This is a genomic window from Achromobacter sp. (assembly GCF_036567245.1).
Lineage (GTDB): Bacteria > Pseudomonadota > Gammaproteobacteria > Burkholderiales > Burkholderiaceae_B > Achromobacter.
The window spans coordinates 1-23726 of record NZ_DATCUY010000474.1 but is presented as its reverse complement, the minus strand read 5'-3'; the positions used below and the strand labels follow the sequence as shown (position 1 = coordinate 23726).

The window sequence follows — 23726 nt, the reverse complement described above, 5'->3', positions numbered from 1 at the left end:
GGGCTCGTCCGCCCCCACGACCAGCAGCCGGTACTGCGGCGGCAGCTGCGCCAGGGCATCCAACAGCGCCGGCAATCCCTTGCGCAAGGGATTGCGGGCGACCAGCAGACAGCCTACGGTGCCTGCGTCCCAGCCCAGGCTGGCGCGGGTGGCCTCGCGGCCTTCCATTTGCGCCGCGGTCGGCAGCTTGACCCCGGGCGCGATGATGTCCACCGGCAGCTGCGGGCCGTAGCTGCGGTGCAATTGATCCATGATGAGGCCCGACACCGCCACCACGCGCCTTGCCGGCGCCCAGCGCACGCGCAGTTTTTCCAGCAGCAAATAGGTGGCCAGGCGCGGACTGAGCCAGGCGGTCAGGCGCTGCATGGGCTTGACGCGAGTCAGTCGGTTGTAGCGCACCGGCGTCACGTGCATGACCTGGATTTCGCCGGCCCAGCCATTCATGTGCGAATGCACGATGTCATAGCGGCCCCGCGTCAGGCAGTCGGCGCGCCAGGCGAAATAGAGCACCCGCATCCAGCTGGGCAGCCAGCTCGGAAAGCGTATGGGCAGAAACGGAAACGGCAGGTCGCTGTCGAAGTCGCGCGCCACGACGGATACGTCATGGCGCTGGCTGAGCACCCGCATCAGTTCCACGCCGTAGGCTTCCGCGCCCCCGAAACGATTGCCGAAGCGGTCAACCAGCAGCGCGATGCGCAGCCGCCGCTCAAGCGCGCCGGCGGGAGTCTTCATACCGGGTCAGGCACTTCTGCAGGAAACGGATGATGTTGGTGGAACGCGACACGGTGACCCGGGGCAGCCCGTAGGGGTCGTCCGAGGCCGCCGCCAGGCCACGCTGGGTGAGCGTGGCGTTGTCGTAGCCAGCCTCGCGCGCCATGGCCCGGTGTTCCGGGCCGTGGTCGCCGTAGGGATAGCAGAAGGCGGTGACCGGCGCGCCCAGCGCCTGTTCCAGTTCGTCCTTGGACTGGACGATCTGGCGCCGGGCCTCGTCGGGCGACATTTCAGGCAGGTGCACGTGGTCCAGCGTGTGCGAGCCGACTTCGTTGCCGGCCTGAGCCCATTCCCGCATTTCGTTCACGGTCATCAGCGCCGAAAACGGAATACCCTTTTCCAGATCCCACACGTTGCCGCCATCGAACTGGTGCGCCACGAAATAATTGGTGGCGGTGAAGCCCAGTTCGCTCAGCACCGGCATGGCGTTGTGGTGCACGTTGCGGTAACCGTCGTCGAACGTAAGGCCGAATACCTTGCCCTGGCGTTCGCCGCGCACATAAGGCATGACGTTGCGCATGGACAGGCCGCGATAGCCCAGCCTGCGCATCCAGCGCATCTGCCGGGCAAAGCTGTCGGGGTGCACCGTCAGGCCGCGGAACGGCGTGCCCTTGGGGTTGGGCTCGCCGATCTGGTGGTACATGAGTATGGGAATAGACATAGGGACAGATTATAAAGCCCGGCCTTATCCCAGCGTGCGTCGGTATACGTCCAGTGTGGCGGCGGCGAAACGTTCCAGATTGAAATCCCGCAGGCTGGTTTCCCGCGCGCGGGCCCCCATGGCGCGCACGGCGTCGGGATGGTCCAGCATGAAGCGCAGCCTGGCGGTGATCGCGGGCACGTCGCGCGCGGGCACGATCCAGCCGTCGACGCCGTCGGTGACGTTCTCGGGCAGGCCGCCCGCGTCGCTGACCAGGGCGGGCAACCCCAGGCCCATGATCTCGCGGCAGGCGAACGACAGCGCTTCGCGGTAGGACAGCACGAAGCCCGCATGGCATGACGCCAGCGCCGCCCGCACGTCGTCGAGCAGTCCGGGGAAGCGGACCTGGTCGATCATGCCCAGTTCGCGCACCCGTGCGAGCTTGGCTTCGTTGGGCGGGTCTCCCGCCACCATCAGCAATACGCGTGCGCGGTCTTCCGGCGGCAAGGCGGCCGCCGCGGCCACCAGATCCAGCCAACCCTTGTCGTAATCGGTGCCACCGGCGCTGCCCAGGAGCAGCTTGCCCTGCCAATCCGGACCGAAGATGAGCGCGCGCAGCTTGTCCAGGCTTTCCGGAGGTGGCGGCGCGAAGAAATTGGTGTCGATGCCATGGCGGATGGTGGTGATGGGACGCTTGCCGTAGGGCGACTGCTGCATCAGGCCGTGGACGTAATCGCTGACCGCGATGGCGTGGTCGGTCGCCAGTGCCACCCGCAATTTGTGGCCGAAGCTCGTCAGCGGATGGTCGTTGTGCTTGGTGAAGACGATGCGCGGGCGGCGGCGCATGCCCAGCGTGGCCAGCATGACCTGCTTGTGGTCGGCCGAACCGTTGGCGTGGATGATGTCGAAACGGCCGGACTTGATCAGCCGGCGCAGCCGCGAGCGGTCCTTGAACCAGGACGAAGGCCGCGTGGTGTACTGCATGTCCTCGACCGCCACGCCCGGAATCGCCTTGGCGTAGCGGTACAGACGGCTGGTGGCCGGCGCCGCGACGGTGATCTGGTGGTCCTTGGACAGGGCCTTGGCCAGATTGATGATATAGGTGACGTGCCCCCCGCCATTGCCGGCGTGGAAGTTGGTGTAGAGGATCTTCACTTCTTCTTCTCGGCCAGGAACATCAGCTTCGAATACCGGAAGAAGCTGCCGGCCGAGGCGACCACAGCCAGCACCAGGCCGTGCTTGCCGTCCAGGAAGCCGCGCCGGATCAGATAGATCCGCACAAAGGTCCAGAAGCCATGGCCCAACGCGCCGAAGACCGAGGTGCGCCGCCCCTTGGCGTACATCATGGCGGCGGCGTCTGACGAATAGCGGTTGACCTTGGTGATCAGCGCATCCAGGTTGTCGTAGGGATAGTGGTGGAAGTAGCCGCGCATCTGCAGCGGCTTGCCATTGGCCGGCACCACCCGCTCATGCACGGCGACGTCGTTGAAGCGCGCCGTGCCCCGCTTGAACAGGCGCAGCACGTAATCGGGCCACCAGCCGCTATGGCGGATATCGCGGCCGCAGAAATTGGACAGGCGCGCGATCTCGTAGGCGTCGGCGCGCGGCGCGCGCAGCACGTCCTGGATTTCCTGGGCCAGTTCCGGCGTGACGCGTTCATCGGCGTCGATCGACAGCACCCAGTCGCCCGTGGCCAGGTCCAGCGCACGGTTCTTCTGCGGTCCAAAGCCGGGCCAGTCCGGAGCCACTTCCACCCGCGCGCCCAGCGCGCGCGCGACTTCGACGGTGCCGTCGGTGCTGCCCGAATCCACGACGATGAACTCATCGGCGAACGCCACGGACTTGAGGCAGGCGGCGATGTTCGCCGCCTCGTTCTTGGTAATGATGATGACAGATAGCTTCATCCGCGATTCCTGAGACGCTTTTTCCAGGCCTTCCAGGCATGAAAGCGCGGGCCCCAGAAGGGATCGCGCGACAGCCAGATGCGCCGGTTCAGCCAGGAGCCGCCCTGGTTGCGCACCGCGAAACGATAAATGTGTTCGGGATCCGCGCCGGGGGTGTTCTGGCCGAAGGGGTCGGTAGTGTACAAGTGCCGGAACCCGGCGGCCCGCGCCGCGGCCACGTAGTCCGCGTCGAAATAGCCTTGCGGCCAGCAGAGATGGTCGCTGGCGGATCCGAGGCGGCGCGCCAGGGTGTCGCGGGAATCCCGCAATTCCTGGGCGATATGGGCACGCTTGGCGTCGGCATCGGCGCCGCAGACCTTGTCCCAGCGCGTATGGGTATGGGTGTGGGAATGGAACTCGAAGGTGCCGGCCGCCTGCATGGCCTCGATCTCGCTCCAGCGCAGCATGGCCTCGTCGGCGCGGCCTGCCGCCACCAGCTGCTTGCAGGCGTCGTGGTCGGGCGTGGCCGGCAAGGGGCCGCCCTGGCCGGCGTGCGGGCGGACCGGCCCGTCGCCGATCCAGCCGGTGATCGTGAACAGCACGGCGCGCATGCCGTGACGCGCCAGCACCGGGTGCGCATGCACCCAGTTGTTCAAGTAGCCATCGTCGAAGGTGATCAGCACCGAGCGCTCGGGCGCGGCGCCGCCGGCCAGGTAGGCCGCGAACTGGTCGGCGGACAAGGACTGGTAGCCGGCGCGGGCCAGGCGCGAGATCTGCGCATCGAACACCTCGGGCGTCGCGGCGATCATGCCGCCGGCCGGCGTGACGTGGTGATACATCAGCACCGGGACGTTGGGCGCATTCATCCCGCGCGCTCCGCCAGCCATTTGGTGTAGACGGCCTCGGTGGTTTCCGCCAGACGGGCGGGCGAGAACACGCCCTCGTCCCAGACCATCTTGCGGCCGGCTTCGCCCATGCGCCGCCGCAGATCGGCGTCGTCGATCAGGCGCACCAGCGCGGCAGTCAGGGCTTCGGGGTTCTTGGGCGGAACCAGGATGCCGGTTTCGCCGTCGCGGAACATTTCCGACACGCCGCCCACGTCCGTGCCGACCACGGGCAGGCCGCTGGCCTGCGCCTCGACGTAGACGGTGCCGGACGCTTCCTGCTGCGTCGCCAGGGCGAAGAGGTCGAAGCCCGCCAGCAGATTCGGCACGTCGCGCCGCATGCCCATCAGGTGGATGCGGTCTTGCAGCCCCAGTTCGGCCACATAGGCCTGGGTCTGCTCGAACACCGGCGAACCGCCGCCGACGAACACCAGGTGCAGCTTGGGCCGGCTGGCCATCAGCGGCGCGATCGCGTCGATCAGGTCCTTGTGGCCCTTGGTGGCGCGCATGACGGCCACGCAGCCGACGACGATATCGTCGTCGGCCAGGCCGAGTTCCTCGCGCAGGGTGGAACGTTCCACCGGCGGCGGCAGCACGATGGGCGAATAGACGGTGGCCACCTTGCCGGCCGGCACGCCGCGGTCGATGAGGTGCTGGCGCACATGATCACTGACCGTCGTGACCCTGTGCGGCAGACAGGTGTAGGACCAGAGCGATCCCACCTTGTTGGACAGATGCCGGGTCCGCACGATGAGCGGCGTCCCCGCCAGCCGGCCAGCGGCGGCGGCGATGACCGTGTCGCGCCGGCTATGGGTATTGAGCACGTCGAAGCGCCCTTCGCGCAGGATGCCGCGGATGGTGGCGATGCCCTTCAGGTAATTGACCGCGCCATCCATTTCCAGGGTGTGCACGGGGAACCCGGCGTCCGACAGGCGTTCGGCCAACAGCGCCTTGGGCTGGCAGATCGCTTCCATGTGATGGCCGCGCGCGCGCATGGCGGTCATTTCCTTGAAGATCCTGCCTTCCTGGCCGCCAAAGCTGGTTGCGGCTTCCGAGTGAACGATACGCATAGGCATCAATAGGTGACCTCCACGCCATCCGGCTTGGTCCATTCATTCAGGTTGGCGAGCAGCGTGTCGGCCATGCGGACGCGCCACTCTTCGCCCAGCCGGACCGTGCACAGGAAATTATTCTTGGTATAGACGATATCGACCGGCACGCCGGGAATGCCGTTCTCGGGCTCGGCCCGGAACGGATTCAGCATCTGCCGCAGGCGGGCGGCGTCGGCGCTGCCGTTGAGCTTGACGCGCAGGGACTTGGCGCGGGCTTCGCGCGCCAGCTGCAGGTCATAGAGCTGTTCGGCCACGATGCGCATGCCGCCGGAGTAATCGTCATTGCTGACCTTGCCCTGGACGATGACGAGCTGGTCCTCGCGCAAGCGGTTGCGGTGCTTTTCGTAGAGCTCGTTGAAGACCGAGATTTCCACCTGCGCGGTGCCGTCGTCCAGCACGGCGAAGACCATCTTGCCGCGGCGGGTCATCATGACGCGCACGCTGGCCAGCACGCCGCACATCCATTGCAGGTCGCGCTGCGGCTCGACCCGCACCAGCTGCATCGGCACGATGCGGCGCACTTCGTCGCGCCAGGCGTCGAACAGGTGGCCGCTGTAGTAATAGCCCAGCGCGGACTTTTCCTCGGTCAGCTTCTTGTGCAGGTCCCAGGGCGCGACCTTGGCCAGTTCGCCGGCCACCACGTCGCCGCTGTCGTCGCCGAAGAGCGAGGCCTGGTTGGCGCTGCGCGCCGCCTGCTCGGCCGCTTCCATGGCGGTAGGCACCGAGGCCAGCATCGCGGCCCGGTTGGGTTCGATGGTGTCGAAGGCGCCGGCCTTGATCAGGGCTTCGATGGTGCGGCGGTTGACCGCTTGCTTGCTGACGCGGCGGCAGAAGTCGAACAGATTCAGGAAGGGACCGCCCTCCTTGCGCGCGCGCAGGATGTCCTCGACCGCGCCCTGCCCCGTGCCCTTGACCGCGCCCAGGCCGTAGCGCATGGTGCGCGGCGGTTTGCCGTTCTTGGTGTGCTTGTCGGCGACCGGCTCGAAGCGGTAGCCCGAGAAATTGACGTCCGGCGGCAGCACCTCGACGCCGTTGTCCTGGGCGTCGCGGCAGAAGATCTGGACCTTGTCGGTGTCGTCCATGTCCGAGGACATGGTGGCGGCCAGGAACTCGGTCGGATGATAGGCCTTGAGCCAGGCCGTCTGGTACGAGATCAGCGCGTACGCGGCCGAGTGCGACTTGTTGAAGCCGTAGCCCGCGAACTTCTCCATCAGGTCGAACAGCTTGACCGCCAGGTCCGGGTCGTGGCCCTTTTCCTTGGCGCCCTGCTCGAACAGCTCGCGGTGCTTGGCCATTTCCTCGGGCTTTTTCTTGCCCATGGCGCGGCGCAGCAGGTCGGCGCCGCCCAGCGAGTAGCCGCCGATGATCTGCGAGATCAGCATCACCTGTTCTTGGTAGACGATGACCCCGTAGGTGCTCTTGAGCGTGCTTTCCAGGTCGTTGTGGAAGTAATCCACCGCGGCGCGGCCGTGCTTGCGGTTGACGAAGTCGTCCACCATGCCCGACTCCAGCGGCCCCGGTCGATACAGGGCCAGCATGGCGATGATGTCTTCGAAGGTGTTGGGCCGCAGCTTCTTCAGCAACTCCTTCATGCCGCGCGATTCCAGCTGGAATACCGCGGTCGTATTGGCGTCGCACAGGATCTTGTAGGCGGCCGCATCGTCCAGCGCCAGGGCCATGACGTCGAAGTCGCGCTTGTCCTCGTTGAACTGGCGCACGTAGCGCACGGCCCAATCCAGGATGGTCAGGTTGCGCAGGCCCAGGAAGTCGAACTTCACCAGGCCAGCGGCCTCGACGTCATCCTTGTCGAACTGAGAAACCGCGCTGTTTTCCTGGCCCGGCTGGCAATACAGCGGGCAGAAGTCGGTCAGCTTGCCCGGCGCGATGAGCACGCCGCCGGCGTGCATGCCGATGTTGCGGGTCAGGCCTTCGAGCGGCTTGGCCAGGTCCACCAGCGCGCGCACTTCCTCTTCCTGCTCGTAGCGGTCCTTGAAGGCGGGTTCGTCCTTCAGGGTCCGTTCGAGGGTCCAGGGATCCATCGGGTTGAACGGGATCAGCTTGGACAGGCCGTCGCAGAACATGTAGGGCATGTCCAGCACCCGGCCGGCGTCGCGCACCACGGCCTTGGCGCCCAGCGTGCCGAAGGTGGCGATCTGGCTCACGGCGGCGCGGCCGTACTTTTCCTTGACGTAGTCGATGACCCGTTCGCGGTTGTCCTGGCAGAAGTCGATATCGAAGTCGGGCATGGAGACCCGCTCGGGATTCAGGAAGCGCTCGAACAGCAAGTCGTAGCGGATCGGATCCAGGTCGGTAATCCCCAGGGCGTAGGCCACCAGCGAGCCCGCGCCGGAGCCCCGCCCCGGCCCCACCGGCACGCCGTTGTTCTTGCCCCAGTTGATGAAGTCCTGCACGATCAGGAAGTAGCCGGGGAAGCCCATCTGGATGATGGTCTTGCATTCCCAGCGCAGACGCTCGTAGTACTGTTCGCGCTTGGACTCGCGTTCGGCGGCGTCCGGGAACAGGAACTCCATGCGCTTTTCCAGGCCCTCTTCCGACAGCTGGACCAGGTAGTCGTCCAGGCCCACGCCTTCCGGCGTGGGGAAGTTGGGCAGGCGCGGCTTGCCCAGCACCAGGCTGAGGTTGCAGCGCTTGGCGATTTCCACCGTGTTGGCCAGCGCCGAGGGCACGTCGGCAAAACGGCGCGCCATTTCCTCGGAGCTGAGCAGGTGCTGTTCCTTGCTGAACCGGCGCACGCGGCGCGGGTTGGCCAGGATTTCGCCTTCGGCGATGCAGACGCGGGCCTCATGCGCCTGGAACTCGAATTCGTCCAGGAACTGCACCGGATGCGTCGCCACCACCGGCAGGCCGGCCTCGCCCGCCAGGCGCATGGCGGCCTGGGTATAGGCTTCGTCGCCATCCATGCCGGCGCGCTGCAACTCGATGTAGTAGCTGCCCGGGAACAGGTGCGCCCACTGGCGCGCCAACGCCAGCGCCGACACGGCGTTGCCCGCTTCCAACGCCTGGCCCACGTCGCCGCCGCGTCCGCCGGACAGGGCGATCAGTCCCTCCTGCCCCTGCAGCCATTCGCGGCGGATCTCCGCGCGGCCCTTGCCCTGGTTCGTCAGGAAGGCCTTGGACAGCAATTCGCAGAGATTGAGATAGCCTTGATGGTTGCGCACCAGCAGCAACAGGCGGAAAGGCTTGGTGGGCTCGTCATCGTTGGACAGCCAGACATCGCAGCCGGCGATCGGCTTGATGCCGGCGCCGCGCGCCCCCTTGTAGAACTTGATCAGGCCGAACAGGTTCGACAGATCCGTCAGGGCGACTGCGGGCTGGCCCAGCTTGGCCACGCGCTTGATGAGATCGGGGATGCGCACGAGGCCGTCCACGACCGAAAATTCGGAGTGAACGCGCAGATGGACAAATGGGGACGGGGTTGTTACGGCTTCTTCGGACATAAAGGGAATTGTACCTAGTCAACGCGGTCCAAGCCGAGGCCTGTGCGCTTGCACAAAGGACACCGCAGGCGCCTGTGTAACAATACACGTTGCACGTCATCCTTCATTGTTGACATGAGATTTACGCACGAGATTCATCTATGAAATGGCTAATTCCCGGGATCTGGCTGAGCGCCATCCTGTTTGCGCACTTCCGCGGCCGCGTCAAGCTGCCGCTGGGCCGGCAAATGCTGGACCATTCCGTGCTGCTTGCCCCGATCAACGCCTTCATGGTGCTGGCGTCGCGGGTGCCGCCCACGCCCTACCTGACCACGAGCGAAATCGCCGAACTGAAGGTGCTGGACGACAACTGGGAAACGATCCGCGAGGAAGCCGTGCAGATGGCCGAGCTGCGCCGCATCAAGGCCGCCGACACCCATAACGACATCGGCTTCAATTCCTTCTTCAAGTACGGCTGGAAGCGCTTCTACCTGAAGTGGTACGACGCCCGCCACCCGTCCGCCGAGGAACTCTGCCCCAAGACCGTCGCCATCCTGAAGACCCTGCCCAAGGTCAAGGCCGCGATGTTCGCCGAATTGCCGCCCGGCGGCCAATTGAACCCGCACCGCGACCCGTTCGCCGGCTCCTTGCGCTACCACCTGGGCCTGGTCACCCCGAACGATGACGGTTGCCACATCATCGTCGACGGCGAGCGCTACAGCTGGCGCGACGGCGAAAGCGTGGTGTTCGACGAAACCTACGTGCACGAAGCCTACAACCACACCGACCAGAACCGCATCATCCTGTTCTGCGACGTGGAGCGTCCGCTGAAGTGGCGCTGGGCCGAAGCCTTCAACCGCTGGTTCGGCCGCGTCGTCATGTCCGCCGCCAGCTCGCCCAACGACGGCGGCGACCAGACCGGCGCCATCAACAAGCTGACCCACGCCCACTGGGTCATCGACCAGAAGCGCAAGGCCTTCAAGGCCTGGAACCGCAAGGTCTACAAGGCCACCAAGTACGGCCTGATCGCCCTGGTCATCGTGGGCTTCCTGGCCCTGTAAGAAAAGGCGCCCGGAAAATCCGGGCGCCGTTCCGCTTCCTTCCAGCTTCTCCGCCCAGCCCTGCCACATCGCGCGAGCGTCCACAGCCACGACGCAAGACACCGCGTATGCCATTTTCGGCCGCCCGGGCGGCCAAAAATGGCGGGCCCCGCAAACCTCTCCCCCACGCACGGCTTCAACACCGCGACGACCCAAGACGCACGTAGCCCTTCGGCGCGGGCGGCGTGGCGGCTCGCAACCTCGATGCGCCCGAGGGAATCGGAAGGAACCGCCGCAGGCGGTGACGACGATGACGAAGGGGCAGTCCGGAGCGAACGCTCCGGACCGCAATCGTGGGCGCGAGCCGCCACGCCGCCCGCGCCGAAGGGCGACCTACGAAGCACCCGCCCGACAACAAATCACAATAGAAATATAGAAAATCACAAAAGCAATCAACGCTTCAGCGACTCCCAACTCTTCATCAACCGTTTGACAGAAACCGGCATAGGCGTCCTCAACTCCTGAGCAAACAAGGCCACCCGCAGTTCTTCCAGCAGCCACCGGAATTCATCCAGCCGCGGATCCGGCGCCCCCTTCAGCGCTGAGCGCGCCCGTTGATACTGGGTCAGCAACGGCGCCATCTCCGCCACCAGCTTGGCATCCCTGGCCGGATCCGCCCGCAGCTTGTCGATGCGCGCCAGGACCGCCTTCAGATACCGCGGAAAATGCGCAAGCTGCGCATACGGCGTATCGCGGATGAACCACTTGGGCATCAGCGCCCCCAACTGCGCCTGCAAATCGGCGTAGGCCGCCGCATGCGGCTTGGCCTGCGGCAGCTTGCGCTGCACCGCCGCCCACTCCGTCAACACCGCCCCCGCCAGCCGCGCCACTTCCTGCGCCAGGAGGCCCAGCCGGCCTTTACCCTCGGCCCGCCGGGCCTCGAACTGCTGCTCGTTCACCGGCCAGGGTTCGGCCAGGCAAGCCTGCCCCAGCGCGCAATCGATGATCTGGTCGCGCAGCTCTTCCTGCGTACCCAGCGTCATGTAAAGCATGCTGATCTTGGTCAGGTCGGTCAGGTTCTTTTCCAGGAACTTCACCTGCTCGCGCAAGCCCAGGCGGAACAGCTTGAGCAGGCCCGCACGGTGGTGCTTGCGGGCCTCGTCCGGATCATCGAACACGTCCAGATCGCAATGCGCGCCGCGGTCCACCAGCGCCGGATAGCCGATCACCGACTGCCCGCGCCGCTTGATCTCCATGATCTCCGGCAAGGGGCCGAAGGACCACGAGGTCAGGTTCTCATGCGCCAGTGCCTGGGCGACCTGGGTGTCGCTGGCCGCCAACTGCTGGAACGTAGCCTGCGCCTGCTTGCCGAACTCGGCGCGCAGTTGCGCCAGGTTGCGTCCGGCCGCCAGCATGCGGCCATGCTCGTCCACCACACGGAAATTCATGAACAGGTGGGCCGGCAAAGTCTCCAGCTTGAAATCGCCCGCCGCCGGGCGGACCTGCACCTGGTCCCACATGTCGGCGATGATCGCCTCCACCAGCCCCTGCTGGGGATCCGCCTGGCGCTCGAACCAGCGGTCGTAGAAGCCTGCCGCGTAATCCGGCAGCGGCACGCAATGGCGGCGCAGCTTCTGCGGCAAGGACTTCAAGAGCAGATGCACCTTTTCCTTGAGCATGCCGGGCACCAGCCATTCGCAGCGCGCCGGATCGATCTGGTTGAGCGCGAACAACGGCACCGACAGGGTCACGCCGTCGCGCGGCGAGCCCGGTTCGAAGTGGTAGTCCAGCGCCATGGACACGCCCTGCCATTCCACCTTTTTGGGGAAGACATCGGTCGTGACGCCGGCGGCCTCGTGCCGCATCAGCTCGTCGCGCGTCAGCATGAGCTTGGCGGCGGCGGCCTTGTCCAGCCCAGACACCCACTTTTCCAGCGTCGCCGTCTGCGAGATGTCCGCCGGCAGTTGCCGGTCGTAGAAGGCGTGGATCAGCTCGTCGTCGACCAGGATGTCGGGGCGTCGGGCCTGGTGCTCCAGCTTCTCGATGCCGGCGATCAGCTTGCGGTTGTGCGCCACGAACGCCAGCCGCGTGTCGATCTCGCCAGGCACCAGGGCCTGGCGGATGAACAGTTCGCGCGCCTGCGTGGGATTGACGCGGCCGTACTGGATGCGCCTGCCGGTGTAGATGGTCAGCCCATAGAGCGTGGCCCGCTCGTTGGCCACCACCTGCCCGGCCTTCTTTTCCCAGCGCGGGTCGGACCAATTCTTGCGGATCAGGTGCGCGCCGACTTTTTCCAGCCACACCGGATCGATCCGCGCCACGCAGCGCGCGTACAGGCGCGTGGTCTCGACCAGTTCGGCCGCGACGATCCAGCGCCCTGCCTTCTTCACCAGCCGCGAACCGGGATGGATATGGAAGCGGATCTCGCGCGCGCCCTGGTAGTGGCCGCCTTCGTCGCTCTTGAAGCCGATATTGCCCAACAGGCCCGACAGCAGCGCCATGTGCAACTGCTCGTAGGTGGCCTCGGTCTGGTTCAGCCGCCAGCCCTGTTCGCCCACCAGGGCGGCCAGCTGCGTATGCACGTCATGCCATTCGCGCAGCCGGATCGGCGACAGGAAGTTCTGGCGCAGCAGGGCCACCAGCTTGCGCTGCGAGGCCTTGTGCTGCACCTGTTCGCCATACCAGCGCCACAGCTTCAGGAAGGAAATGAACTCGGACTTGTCGTCGGCGAACTTGGCATGCGCCGCCTCGGCCGCCTCGCGTTCCTGCATGGGCCGGTCGCGCGCGTCCTGCACCGACAGGGCCGAGGCGATGATCAGCATTTCGGACAGGCACTGATGTTCGCGCGCCGCCAGGATCATGCGGCCGATGCGCGGGTCCACCGGCAGCTTGGCCAGCTCGTGGCCGGTCTGGGTCAGCACGAAGGACGCGCCGGTGCGGGAGGCGTCGGCATCGTCTTCCACAGCGGACGCCAGTTCGATCGCGCCCAGCTCCTGCAGCAGATGGTAGCCATCGGCCACCGCGCGGCCCGGCGGCGCTTCGACGAAGGGGAACTGCTCGATATCGTCCAGCTTCAGCGACTTCATCCGCAGGATGACCGAGGCCAGCGACGAGCGCAGCACTTCCGGGTCGGTGAACGGCGCCCGGTTGTTGAAGTCCAGCTCGTCATAGAGCCGGATGCAGACGCCCGGACCGATCCGGCCGCAGCGGCCGGCGCGCTGGTTGGCCGAGGCGCGGCTGATCGGCTCGATGCGCAACTGCTCGACCTTGTTGCGCCAGGAATAACGCTTGATGCGCGCCAGCCCGCTGTCGACCACGAAGCGGATGCCGGGCACGGTCAGCGAGGTTTCCGCCACGTTGGTGGCCAGCACGATGCGCCGCGCATTGGTGCGCGGATGGAAAATCTGTTCCTGCTCGGCCTGCGACAGGCGCGCGTACAGCGGCAAGACTTCGGTGCCGGCCGGATGGCGCTTGCGCAGCGCTTCGGCGGATTCGCGGATCTCGCGCTCGCCAGGCAGGAACACCAGCACATCGCCCGGGCCGTGGCGCGCGCATTCGTCCACGGCGTCCACGATGGCGTCGATCAGGTCGCGCTCTTCGTCGCCCGACATGCGCTCGCGGTCGCGGCCGGGCTTGGCCGGGGCAGCCTCGTCTTCCGCCAATTCCTCGCGCACGGGGCGGTAGCGGACTTCGACCGGGTACAGCCGGCCGGACACCTCGATGACGGGCGCCAGCTGGTCCTCGGATGCGGCGAAGTGCCGCGCGAAGCGCTCGGCGTCGATAGTCGCCGAGGTAATGATGATCTTCAGGTCCGGGCGCCGCGGCAGCAGCTGCTTCAGGTAACCCAGCAGGAAATCGATGTTCAGGCTGCGCTCGTGCGCCTCGTCGATGATGATGGTGTCGTAGCGGCGCAGGAGCGGATCGCGCTGCGACTCGGCCAGCAGAATGCCGTCCGTCATCAGCTTGATGGACGCGTTGGGGCCGGTGCGGTCGTTGAAGCGCACCTGGTAGCCCACCACCTCGCCCATGGGGGTATTCAGTTCTTCGGCGATGCGCTTGGCCACCGAGGTCGCGGCCAGGCGGCGCGGCTGGGTGTGGCCGATCATCTTCTGGCGGCCGCGGCCCAGCTCCAGGCAGATCTTGGGCAGCTGGGTGGTCTTGCCCGACCCGGTCTCGCCGCTGACGATCACCACCTGATGCTTGGCAATGGCGCGCGCGATCTCCTGGCGCCGCGCGCTGACGGGCAGGTCTTCGGGGTAGGTCACCACGGGGATGGGCCGCTCGGGACGCGGCGCTCGGCGCGCATTGCGCGCGTCCGCGGCCGCTGCCGGGGCCGCCGCGTCCGCGCTCTTGGGCGCACGCGGGCTGGAGGATTCAGGCATGTACGATTTGTCCGGTTAGCCCGGCATTATAAATTTCCGCGGACGCCCTGCCGGCGCGCCGGGGCCAAACCGGAAAATCCGGCACCAAATTGGCACTCTTTTCCTCCTGCGCCGGGGCGCGACGGTCATATAATTTCGCCACGCCGTCGCCTGACGGCGCCATGGCGCGGCACTGCGCCGCGTTTTGACCGACTCTCAGGAATCCTTCCGCCCATCATGCCCGACCTGGAACCAGACACCGTCTCCGCCCTCGAAGCCCCAGAATTCGCACCCGCCCAGTTCGTCCGATGGTTCCGAGAGGTGGCGCCCTATGTGCATGCGTTCCGAGGCAAGACATTCGTGGTGGCATTCGGCGGCGAACTGGTGCAGGCCGGCGCGCTGAACACGCTGGTGCAGGATCTGTCGCTGCTGTCCTCGCTGGGCATCCGCCTGGTGCTGGTGCACGGCTCCCGCCCGCAGGTCAATGAACAACTGCGCCTGAAGGGCTTTACCCAGCAGTTCGACCGCGGCCTGTCGCCCACCGACGCCGCCGCGCTGGAATGCGCCAAGGAAGCCGCCGGCGAGATCCGCCTGGACATCGAGGCTGCCTTCAGCCAGGGGCTGCCGAACACGCCCATGTCGCACGCCCATATCCGTGTGATCTCCGGCAATTTCGTCACCGCCCGCCCCACCGGCGTACTGGACGGCGTGGACTACAAGCACACCGGCCAGGTGCGCAAGATCGACGTCGACGCGCTCAAGTTCGCCATCGAAAAGGGCTCGTCCGTGGTGCTGCTGTCGCCGCTGGGCTTCTCCCCCACCGGCGACGCCTTCAACCTGGCCATGGAAGACCTGGCCACCAGCGTCGCCGTGGCGCTGCGCGCCGAAAAGCTGATCTTCCTGTCCAGCTCGCAGGGCGTGCTGAACGACGACGGCACGCTGGACACCGAGCTGGCCAGGGTCGACGCCGACGCGCTGCTGGCCGGCGGCGAACTCGACGAGGAAACCCATTCCTTCCTGCAATATGCCTCGCTGGCGGTCAAGCGCGGCGTGGCCCGCGCCCACCTGCTGCCGTTCGCCCTGGACGGCAGCGTGTTGCTGGAAATCTTCACCCACGACGGCGTGGGCACCATGGTGGTGGAAGACACGCTGGACGACCTGCGCGCCGCCACCATCGACGACGTGGGCGCCATCCTCAGCCTGATCGAGCCCCTGGAAGCGGACGGCACCCTGGTGCCGCGCCCGCGCAGCGTGGTCGAGCGCGACGTGGAAAACTTCACCGTGCTGGAGCACGACGGCGTCATCTACGGCTGCGCCGCGCTGCATACCTTCGCCGAAGAGCAGATGGCCGAAATGGCCTGCCTGATCGTGCATCCGGAATGGCAGGGCTCGGGCGAAGGCGAAATCCTGCTGCGCCACATGGAATCGCGCGCGCGCGCCAGCGGCGCCAAGCGCCTGTTCGTGCTGACCACGCGGACCTCGCACTGGTTCATGAAGCGCGGTTTCGTGCAGGGCGGCATCGCCGATCTGCCGCGCGAAAAGCAGCACAACTACAACCGCTCGCGCAACAGCCTGGTCTTCATCAAGAAGCTGTAACACCCGGGCTACCCGCAGGGTCCGCAGGGGCTTGGCGCCATCAGGTCGCCAAGCCCGTTAAAATGCAGGATTACTCATTTCTTCCGGCAGCGAACCATGGCCCGTATCGTCAACTGTGTGAAATTGAAGCGTGAAGCCGAAGGGCTGGATTTTCCGCCCTACCCCGGCGAACTCGGCACCAAGATCTGGCAGAGCATTTCCAAGGAAGCTTGGGAAGAATGGAAGGGCATCCAGACGCGCCTGGTCAACGAAAACCGCCTGAACCTGGCGGACGCCCGCGCCCGCAAGTATCTGAAAGAGCAGATGGAGCGCTTCCTGTTCGAAGACGGCACCGTCGAAGCCCAAGGCTACGTCCCGCCTTCGGCCTGACCCGTGAACGGCCGCGCCCGCGGCCCTACGCTGGCGCCTGCAAGCCGCACCATTGCGCGATGAATAGCGCAATCGTCTTGGTAATCAGGCGCAGCGATTCCAAATGGACGCGCTCGTCAAAGCCGTGGATATCCAGCGACTTGGGTCCATAAACGAGCGTCGGCATGTCACCATAGATCACGAACACGCGCGCATCCAGGTAGCCCGGCGTCGTGAAGCTCTGCAACTCGCTCTGGAACGCCTGCCGATGGCAATCGCGCAGCGTGTTCTCCGCGTCTGATCCCTCCTCCAGCACATAGCCTTCGGCATAGAAACCCGTGTAGGTTACCTGCGGCGGCGTGCCTCCGAGGCGCGGATCCGACACAGCCTCGCGCAGGCAGGCGTCGATTTCGGCCCGCGCTTCGTCGGCTGTGGTGCCCGGATAGATGGCGGCGCGCACATCGAACTCGCACCAGGGCGGGACCGTGGAGGGCCAGTCGCCGCCAACGATCTTGCCTATGTTGAAATTGATCGGATGATCCAGGTGCTCGAAGTGCCTGTGGCAGTGGTGCTGTCCGTTCCACTTCGTCTCCACCCGACGCAGCGCCTCGATGGCGGCGTAGGCGGCGTCAATGGCGTTGAAGCCGTTGGCCATTTCTCGCGTGTGCGTGGGATGTCCCTGCACGCGGACCTTGAACCACAACACGCCCACGTTGGCGCGCACCAACATGTTCTCTTCCGGCTCCGGAATGATCACGGCGTCCGCCTTGTAGCCGCGCAGCAAGGCTGCCAGTGCGCCGTTACCCGTACATTCTTCCTCAACCACCGACTGGAAGTAGATGGGAGCTCCGGGTGCATACCCCGCCGTCCGCAATGCATCGTAAGCGTATAGGTTCGCCGCCAGGCCCGCCTTCATGTCGGCAGCGCCGCGGCCATACATCCAGCCGTCGATGATGGCGGGATCCCAGGGCGACCGGCTCCACATTTCCTGGGGGCCGGTGGGAACCACGTCAATATGCCCATTGAGGATCAAGGAACGGCCCGTCTGGACGTCGGGCCGGTAGGTTCCGACCACGTTGTAGGCATTTTCGTATGACACCGTGACAGGACCGAAGCCCGGATGGGAACGGATGTCCTCGACATCGATCCTCCAGCGGTCCATCGCGAACCCGCGCTGGCGCATCGCCTCGTACAAGAAATCCTGCGCCGTATGCTCCTGCTCGCGCAGCGAGGGAAAGCGCACCAGATCCTGCGTGAAGGCGAGCTGCGCGTCGAAACGTTCATCGACAGCCTGCAGAATGCGGCTGATTTGTTCGGGAGTCAGCGCCGGGGGCGCCGTCAGGTTGTCCATGCAATCTCCTTGAATGAAAGGGAAACGGGCGTCAGATGATCAGGCCGGGCGGGCGGCGTTCGCCGGGGAGCCGGCCATCCGCTGCTTGTGCGCTGCCAGGCCCCAGATGGAAATCAGGGTGAGAAGCGAAAGGCCCGAATAGAACAGCGCCAGCGGCATCCACTGGCCCGCGTATCGATGTGAAAGCCAGGTGCCTATCAGGGGCGTGAAACCGCCGGCTATCGCCCCACACAACTGATACGAAAGCGAAATCCCCGAATAGCGCACGTGGGTATCGAAGGCCGAACTGATGAAGCCCGCCATGGCCGAATAGATCGTCGCCATGAACACCAGCACAATCGCAATGCCCGCCACGATGCTCAACGGCGTGGCGTGGCTGACCAGCATGAACATCGGGTAGGGCGCCAGCACCGAGCAGGCCGCCGCGACGGTCAGCACACGCGCCGTGCCCAACGATTCGGCGAGCCAGGCGGCCAGTGGCTGCACGAAGAATTGGATGACGGCAACCGCGAACAGACAGTCCAGGATCATCGCCCGGTCCAGGCCCAACGTCTGCGTGGTGTAGGCCAGCATGAAAGTATTGGTGAAATAGATGCCGCCGATGGCGACGGTACACACCCCCATGCACAGCAGCACCGTGCGCCAGGCAGTCCGTATGACTTCACGGGCCGGTATCTCCAGCGTCTCCCGACTTGCCAGCACCTTCGCGAAATCAGGCGATTCGCTCACCCCAATCCGGATGAAATAGCCGACCACCAGCAGAACCGCGCTTACCAGAAAGGGGATGCGCCAACCCCAGGCCACGAAATCGGCCTCGTCCAGCGTAGTGATCAGGCGAAAGGCCACCAAGGAGAGGATCAGGCCCGCAGGACTTCCCAGCTGTGCGAACGATGCCGCGAAGGTGCGACGGCCCGGCGATGCGTGCTCCCCCGCCATCAGCACGGCTCCGCCCCACTCGCCTCCCACCGCCAAGCCTTGCGCCAGGCGGAGCAGCAAAAGCAACGCGGGCGCCAGCAGTCCGGCCTGTTCGTATCCAGGAAGCAGCCCGATGCCTACCGTGGCAACGCCCATGATGACCAGGGTCGTCATCAAGGCGTTCTTGCGTCCGATCCTGTCGCCAAGGTGGCCGAACACCAGCCCTCCCAGCGGCCTGGCCAGGAACCCGGCGGCGAAGGTGCCGAAGGACGCCATCGTGCTGACGAACGGATCCGCCGCCGGGAAGAACACTTTGCCGAACACCAGCGCAGCTGCAGTGGCGTAGATGTAGAAGTCGTACCACTCGATGGTGGTTCCGATGAACGCAGCCGCGGCAGCGCGCACTGGCTGTTTCGCAGCGGTCGGGTGAGCGGGACTTGCCATATTTCCTCCTCGGGATGTCTTGTTTTGATGGCCGCTTTATCGCCCGCCGATCGATATACGGTCAATTTCTGTTTTCTAATCTTCAAGTTAAATTAAATTAATATCTCGACAGTAGCCTCGCCTGCCCGTTGCAACAGGACTATGCCGCGACATATTTCTTAACTATCAAAGCGTTATGAAAGAAACTCTGCTCTCTCCGACCACGACCGCCCGCAAGACGGATCGCCTGGATTGGAACCTGCTGCGCACCTTCCTGGTGATAGTTCAAGAGCGCAGCATTAGCGGCGCTGCTATCAAACTGCACATCACCCAGTCAGCGGTCAGCCAGGCCCTGCGGCGCCTGGAACAGCAACTCGACCGCAGGTTGATCGAGCGGCATCACGCGCGATTCGCGGTCACCCGGGCCGGCGAGGAAGTACGCCAGGCCGCCGAGGCCATACACGGAAACGTGTCTCAACTGGTCAGCGACGTGGCGCAAGCTGAAGAACAGACGGCGGGACGAATTCACGTGCTGGTCGCGAGTCGCATCCATTCCGCGGTTTACGACGACTTCTGGGCCAGTTTTCACCGCGCCCATCCGCGCATTGAGGTACAGCTGGACGTGTTGCCCAGCAGCGAGATCGTCAACGTAGTACAGCAACGGGGCGCCACGGCGGGCATCGCACTGTGCAGGCAGATCCCGAAACGCCTCGACCACAAGCTGTTCCTGCAGCAACGGTATGCTTTGTTTTGCGGCAGGAACCATGCATTGTTCGGGCGTCCCGATATTCGTATGGAAGATTTGCTCGGAGAGGACTTCGTGTCTTTCGCCAGCGATGCGCTTGGAGACAGCCTGTCGCCGTTGACTATCTTCCGGGACCAGCGCGGCTTCTCTGGCCGCATCGTCGCCACCTCGTCGCAGCATGACGAAGTCAAACGGCTGCTGGTGGCAGGTTTCGGCATAGGCTGCCTGCCGGAACATAGCGTGCAGGCGGATCTCGCTGAGGGCAGATTGTGGCGCCTGCCGCCCGGTGAAGGCGTGTGCGCCGCCGACCTCCATCTCCTATGGCACGGCGATGCCCATCACAGTGCCGCCGAGGCAATGTTCGTTGCGTCGTTTCGCAAGCACATCGACAACTACTCCTTGCCGCAGCGTTTGCTGGCTACCCTGCCCCGGTAAGGCCTTAAGATTCGCCTGTCGCCGGCCGCATCGGGCTGGCCAACCATAACGCCGTCATGACAAAAGAATCGCGCCCGCCCCTCGCGGCCAAACTGCCGGATGCCATCGCACGCGCCCTGTCCGTTCCCCCCTGCAGCCCGACCGGCACGCTGCAGGATGTGCGGCACGTGGTCATCCTGATGCAGGAAAACCGCTCCTTCGACCACTATTTCGGCACCTTGCCCGGCGTGCGCGGCTTTGCGGACCCGCATCCCGCCCCCACCTTGGCAGGCGACGTGCTGACGCAAGCCGACGGCGCGGCTCAAGTCCGCCCCTATGCCCTGCAGGCGGAATACGCCAGCGATACGCAGGTGGGCTACATCACGCCGCATACCTGGGACGACGCACAACGCGCCTGGAACGACGGCCGCATGGACCAATGGCTGCCCGCCAAGAGCCGACTCGGCATGGGCGCCTACCGCGGCGCGGAGGTGCCGTTCCAGACCGCGCTGGCCAACGCCTTCACCCTTTGCGACGCCTATCACTGCTCGATCCATGCCGGCACCAATCCCAATCGCCTGTTCCTCTGGACCGGCACCAATGATCCCCAGGGCCTGGCCGGCGGCCCGGCTCTGGTCAACACCTTCGACCGCCTGGGTCCCGTCGGCGAAGGCTACGCCTGGACCACCTATCCCGAACGCCTGCAGGACGCCGGCGTGGATTGGCGCATCTATCAGGACATGGCGGACAACTACCACGACAACCCGCTGGCCGGCTTCCAGCAGTACCGCCGCCAGCATGCGGGCGCGGCCGGCGACGCCCCCTTGCTCGATCGCGGCCTGTCCACTTGCACGCTGGACCAGTTGGCGCGCGACGTCGCCAACGGCACGCTGCCGCAGGTGTCCTGGATCATTGCGCCCACGGCCGATTCCGAACACCCCGAGGTCTCGTCGCCGGCCCGGGGCGGTGCCTACACGGAGCGCGTGCTGGACATCCTGACGCGCAATCCCGAGGTCTGGAGCCGCTGCGTGTTCTTCGTCACCTATGACGAGAACGATTGCTTCTTCGACCACATGCCGCCACCCGCGCCGCCGGCCCGCGCGGCCGACGGACTATCTGGCGGCCTGTCCACGGTCGAGCTGGACGGCGAATACCACGACGCGCGCCACGGGCCCAGCGCCGCTACGCCAGACGACCCGACCGGCCTGCACGGCCGTGGATTCGGTCTGGGACCGCGCGTGCCGATGCTGGTGGTCTCGCCTTGGAGCCGCGGCGGCTGGGTCAATTCCCAGGTGTTCGACCACACGTCGGTGGTCCGCTTCCTGGAGGCGCGCTTCGGCGTGCTGGAACCCAATATCAGCGCCTGGCGCCGCGAGATCGCCGGCGACCTGACTTCGGCCTTCGACTTCGCCACCGATCGCAGCGTGGACCCCGCAGCCCCACGCCGGGCCTGCGCGCTGCCCTATGCGCTGGAGGTGCAGGGCAAGATGGCCGCCGACGGCGGACATTACCGGCTGACCCTGCGCAACCCCGGCGCCGCGGGCGCGGTGCTGCATGTCTACGACCGCCTCGCGCTGGAACATGCCCCCCGTCGCTACACCGTGGGAGCCGGCGCGCGGCTGGACGATGGCTGGCGCCTGCACGATGGCGGCGCCTATGACCTGTGGTTGCTGGGGCCCGACGGCCTGCACCGGCAGTTCCGCGGCGATGCGCGCGATGCCGGAACACTGGAGGCGCAAGTCACGCCGACGACGACTGGCCTGAGCCTGCGTCTCATCAATCGCGGTGAAGCGCCGCAGCCGGTGAAAGTGGAGTCGCGCATGGGCGACGGCTGGTGCGCCATGGCGCACGTGCAGGCGGACGGTTCGCTGGAACTTGCCTATGGCGGTTGCCAGGGCTGGTACGACCTGGAGATCAGCGCGCCCGCACTGCCGGCCTTCGGCCGCAGGCTGGCGGGCCGCATCGACGCCGGCAAACCCGGCCTGCCGGACCCGCGCCTGCAAGCTAGGGCGACGCTGCCGCTGGACTGACGCCAGGCGTCTGGCTACGCCGCGACGCGGTCTTCGACGCCAGACGCCCGGCGAGGCCGCCGGGCGTCCGACAGCGATGATTACTCTTCCGTGCCTTCTTCTTCTTCGCCGCGCGCCAGGCGCTCGGTGTTCTTCACGCCGGTGTGGCGCACGTCGGCGCCCTTGACCATGTAGATCACGCGCTCGGACATGTTCTTGGCATGGTCGCCGATGCGTTCCAGTGCGCGCGCGATGAAGATCATATCGATGGCGCGCGAAATGGTGCGCGGATCTTCGATCATGTACGTGATCAGGTGGCGCAGCGCGCCCTTCCATTCCTTGTCCACTTCCTTGTCGCTGCGCACGACGGCCGCGGCCTGGATGGGATCCAGGCGGGCGAACGCGTCCAATGCCTGATGCAGCATGGTGCGGACAGCGGCGGCCATGTGGCGCAGTTCGATCACCGGAATATGGCGCAGCTCGGCCTCGTGGATGCGGCGCGCGACAGTGGCGACCTTCTCGGCTTCATCGCCGGAACGCTCCATGTCGGTCAGCATCTTGGACACGGCCATCAGCATGCGCAGGTCGATGGCGGTGGGCTGGTGGCGCGCCAGAATGCGGCTGATGCTCTCGTCGATTTCGACTTCGTGGCGGTTGACTTCCTTTTCCCGCTCACGGACTTTCTCCACCAGCGACATGTCGCCGCTGGCGAGCGCGTCGATGGCCTCCTGGATCATGGCTTCCACCAAGCCGCCCATTTGCAGGAACTGCGAACGGACGCTTTCCAGGTCCGCATCGAACTGCTTGTTTGTATGCTCCGACATCCGGGCTCCCTGCGTGGTTGGTCTCATTGCACTGCCCTGAAAAGAGGAAATTACGAGGTGGGCCTGCACAACCCGCAAGGTTATGACCCAAGTGTGACAGGATTATGAATGCGGGCCCCGGCGCCTGCAAGGCAGGGCACCGGGGCTGGACCAAGGGGCCGCGGCAGGACTCAGGCGCGGCGATCCAGGCGGCGGATGCCGTTCTGCGTGGCCAGCAGCGCCACGTCGGCGCCGGCGATCGCGAACAGTCCGCAAGTCACCACGCCCGCCAGGTTGTTGACCCGGGCTTCGAGGCCCGGCGCATCGGTGATGGACAGGCCGGACACGTCCAGGATGATGTTGCCGTTATCGGTGACGAATCCCTCGCGCAGCTTGGGCTGGCCGCCCAGCGCCGCCAGGGCGCGCGCCACCGACTCGCGGGCCATGGGGATGACTTCAACCGGCAGCGGGAACTTGCCCATGGTCTGCACCAGCTTGGATTCGTCGGCGATGCAGATGAAGCGTTCGGCCACCGAGGCCACGATCTTCTCGCGCGTCAGCGCGCCGCCGCCGCCTTTGATCATATGCAGGTTGGCGTCGATCTCGTCGGCGCCGTCGACGTAGATCGGCATCGTGGTGATGTCGTTCAGGTCTAGCACCTTCAGTCCATGCCCGGCCAGCCGGGCAGCGCTACGCTCGGAGCTGGCTACCGTGCCGCCGATCCGGCCCTTGAAACGGGCCAGGCCATCGATGAAGAGATCGGCCGTGGACCCCGTGCCCACGCCGATGATGGCGTCCGGGCCGGCGACCTGTTCAACGAATTCCAGGGCCGCGTCGGCGGCTTGCTGCTTGAGTTCTTGCTGGGAAAGCATGGCGAAAAATGCGGGAGGGTTGCTCGAGCCAGGAAATTTAGCATGCGGCGGCGGGCCACGCCCGCGCCAGGATGGCCTGCGCGTCGGTGCCGGCCGCCAGTTCGCCGAACACCCCGCCGCCC

At 65.8% G+C, this 23726-nt stretch carries 17 protein-coding genes; 5 read left to right on the top strand and 12 right to left on the bottom strand.

Annotated elements, in window-relative coordinates:
• The 7 genes from VIR09_RS20095 to dnaE all read right to left on the bottom strand — a co-directional run.
• The coding region (locus VIR09_RS20095) for a glycosyltransferase (RefSeq protein ID WP_332014458.1) at positions 1-732 on the bottom strand (732 nt) is incomplete at its 3' end.
• Positions 707-1432, bottom strand: a complete 726-nt coding sequence (locus VIR09_RS20090; RefSeq protein WP_332014457.1) for a polysaccharide deacetylase family protein — start codon at positions 1430-1432, stop codon at positions 707-709. The genes VIR09_RS20090 and VIR09_RS20095, both read right to left, overlap by 26 nt.
• A gap of 24 nt (positions 1433-1456) precedes the next feature.
• Positions 1457-2566, bottom strand: coding sequence for a glycosyltransferase family 4 protein (locus tag VIR09_RS20085; protein ID WP_332014456.1), 1110 nt, complete (start codon positions 2564-2566; stop codon positions 1457-1459).
• The gene (locus tag VIR09_RS20080) at positions 2563-3315 is read right to left on the bottom strand and encodes a glycosyltransferase family 2 protein (protein WP_332014455.1); all 753 of its coding nucleotides are present in this window, start codon (positions 3313-3315) and stop codon (positions 2563-2565) included. The genes VIR09_RS20085 and VIR09_RS20080 overlap by 4 nt, the downstream gene beginning before the upstream one ends.
• On the bottom strand, positions 3312-4160 hold the full coding sequence (locus VIR09_RS20075) for a polysaccharide deacetylase family protein (RefSeq protein ID WP_332014454.1): 849 nt from the start codon (positions 4158-4160) through the stop codon (positions 3312-3314). The genes VIR09_RS20080 and VIR09_RS20075 overlap by 4 nt, the downstream gene beginning before the upstream one ends.
• Positions 4157-5257 carry a glycosyltransferase family 4 protein gene (locus tag VIR09_RS20070; protein WP_332014453.1) on the bottom strand — a complete coding sequence of 367 codons (1101 nt, stop codon included), beginning with the start codon at positions 5255-5257 and terminating at the stop codon, positions 4157-4159. Before VIR09_RS20070 ends, VIR09_RS20075 begins: the two co-directional genes overlap by 4 nt.
• Complete coding sequence (gene dnaE / locus VIR09_RS20065; protein WP_332014452.1) at positions 5254-8748, bottom strand: DNA polymerase III subunit alpha; 3495 nt, start codon at positions 8746-8748, stop codon at positions 5254-5256. Before dnaE ends, VIR09_RS20070 begins: the two co-directional genes overlap by 4 nt.
• Positions 8749-8888: 140 nt before the next feature.
• Here dnaE and lpxO point away from each other — a divergent pair, with 140 nt between their 5' ends.
• Positions 8889-9788 carry a lipid A hydroxylase LpxO gene (gene lpxO, locus VIR09_RS20060; RefSeq protein ID WP_332014451.1) on the top strand — a complete coding sequence of 300 codons (900 nt, stop codon included), beginning with the start codon at positions 8889-8891 and terminating at the stop codon, positions 9786-9788.
• Positions 9789-10219: 431 nt separating this feature from the next.
• Here the strand turns inward: lpxO and hrpA are convergent, their stop codons facing one another.
• Positions 10220-14149 (bottom strand): ATP-dependent RNA helicase HrpA, encoded by a 3930-nt coding sequence (gene hrpA / locus VIR09_RS20055; protein WP_332014450.1) that lies wholly within the window; start codon positions 14147-14149, stop codon positions 10220-10222.
• Between the two features lie 216 nt (positions 14150-14365).
• On the opposite strand from hrpA, the gene argA reads away from it, so the two are divergent.
• Both argA and VIR09_RS20045 read left to right on the top strand, forming a co-directional pair.
• Positions 14366-15724, top strand: a complete 1359-nt coding sequence (argA, locus tag VIR09_RS20050; protein WP_332014449.1) for an amino-acid N-acetyltransferase — start codon at positions 14366-14368, stop codon at positions 15722-15724.
• 96 nt (positions 15725-15820) lie between these two features.
• Positions 15821-16093: an oxidative damage protection protein gene (locus tag VIR09_RS20045; protein ID WP_013392664.1), complete on the top strand. Its 273-nt coding sequence runs from the start codon at positions 15821-15823 to the stop codon at positions 16091-16093.
• A 25-nt stretch (positions 16094-16118) separates the two neighbouring features.
• On the opposite strand, the gene VIR09_RS20040 is transcribed toward VIR09_RS20045, so the two are convergent.
• Together VIR09_RS20040 and VIR09_RS20035 are read right to left on the bottom strand one after the other, a co-directional pair.
• On the bottom strand, positions 16119-17423 hold the full coding sequence (locus tag VIR09_RS20040; protein WP_332014448.1) for an ArgE/DapE family deacylase: 1305 nt from the start codon (positions 17421-17423) through the stop codon (positions 16119-16121).
• 39 nt (positions 17424-17462) lie between these two features.
• On the bottom strand, positions 17463-18782 hold the full coding sequence (locus tag VIR09_RS20035; RefSeq protein WP_332014447.1) for an MFS transporter: 1320 nt from the start codon (positions 18780-18782) through the stop codon (positions 17463-17465).
• 175 nt (positions 18783-18957) lie between these two features.
• Between VIR09_RS20035 and VIR09_RS20030 the strand changes: the two genes are divergently transcribed.
• Together VIR09_RS20030 and VIR09_RS20025 are read left to right on the top strand one after the other, a co-directional pair.
• Positions 18958-19941: a LysR family transcriptional regulator gene (locus tag VIR09_RS20030; RefSeq protein ID WP_332014446.1), complete on the top strand. Its 984-nt coding sequence runs from the start codon at positions 18958-18960 to the stop codon at positions 19939-19941.
• 56 nt (positions 19942-19997) lie between these two features.
• Entirely contained in the window at positions 19998-21950 is a 1953-nt protein-coding gene (locus VIR09_RS20025; protein WP_332014445.1) for a phosphocholine-specific phospholipase C, read from the top strand.
• 80 nt (positions 21951-22030) lie between these two features.
• On the opposite strand, the gene phoU is transcribed toward VIR09_RS20025, so the two are convergent.
• Together phoU and rpiA are read right to left on the bottom strand one after the other, a co-directional pair.
• On the bottom strand, positions 22031-22753 hold the full coding sequence (gene phoU / locus VIR09_RS20020; RefSeq protein WP_207466462.1) for a phosphate signaling complex protein PhoU: 723 nt from the start codon (positions 22751-22753) through the stop codon (positions 22031-22033).
• 170 nt (positions 22754-22923) lie between these two features.
• The gene (gene rpiA / locus VIR09_RS20015) at positions 22924-23604 is read right to left on the bottom strand and encodes a ribose-5-phosphate isomerase RpiA (protein ID WP_332014444.1); all 681 of its coding nucleotides are present in this window, start codon (positions 23602-23604) and stop codon (positions 22924-22926) included.
• Positions 23605-23726 lie beyond the last annotated feature (122 nt).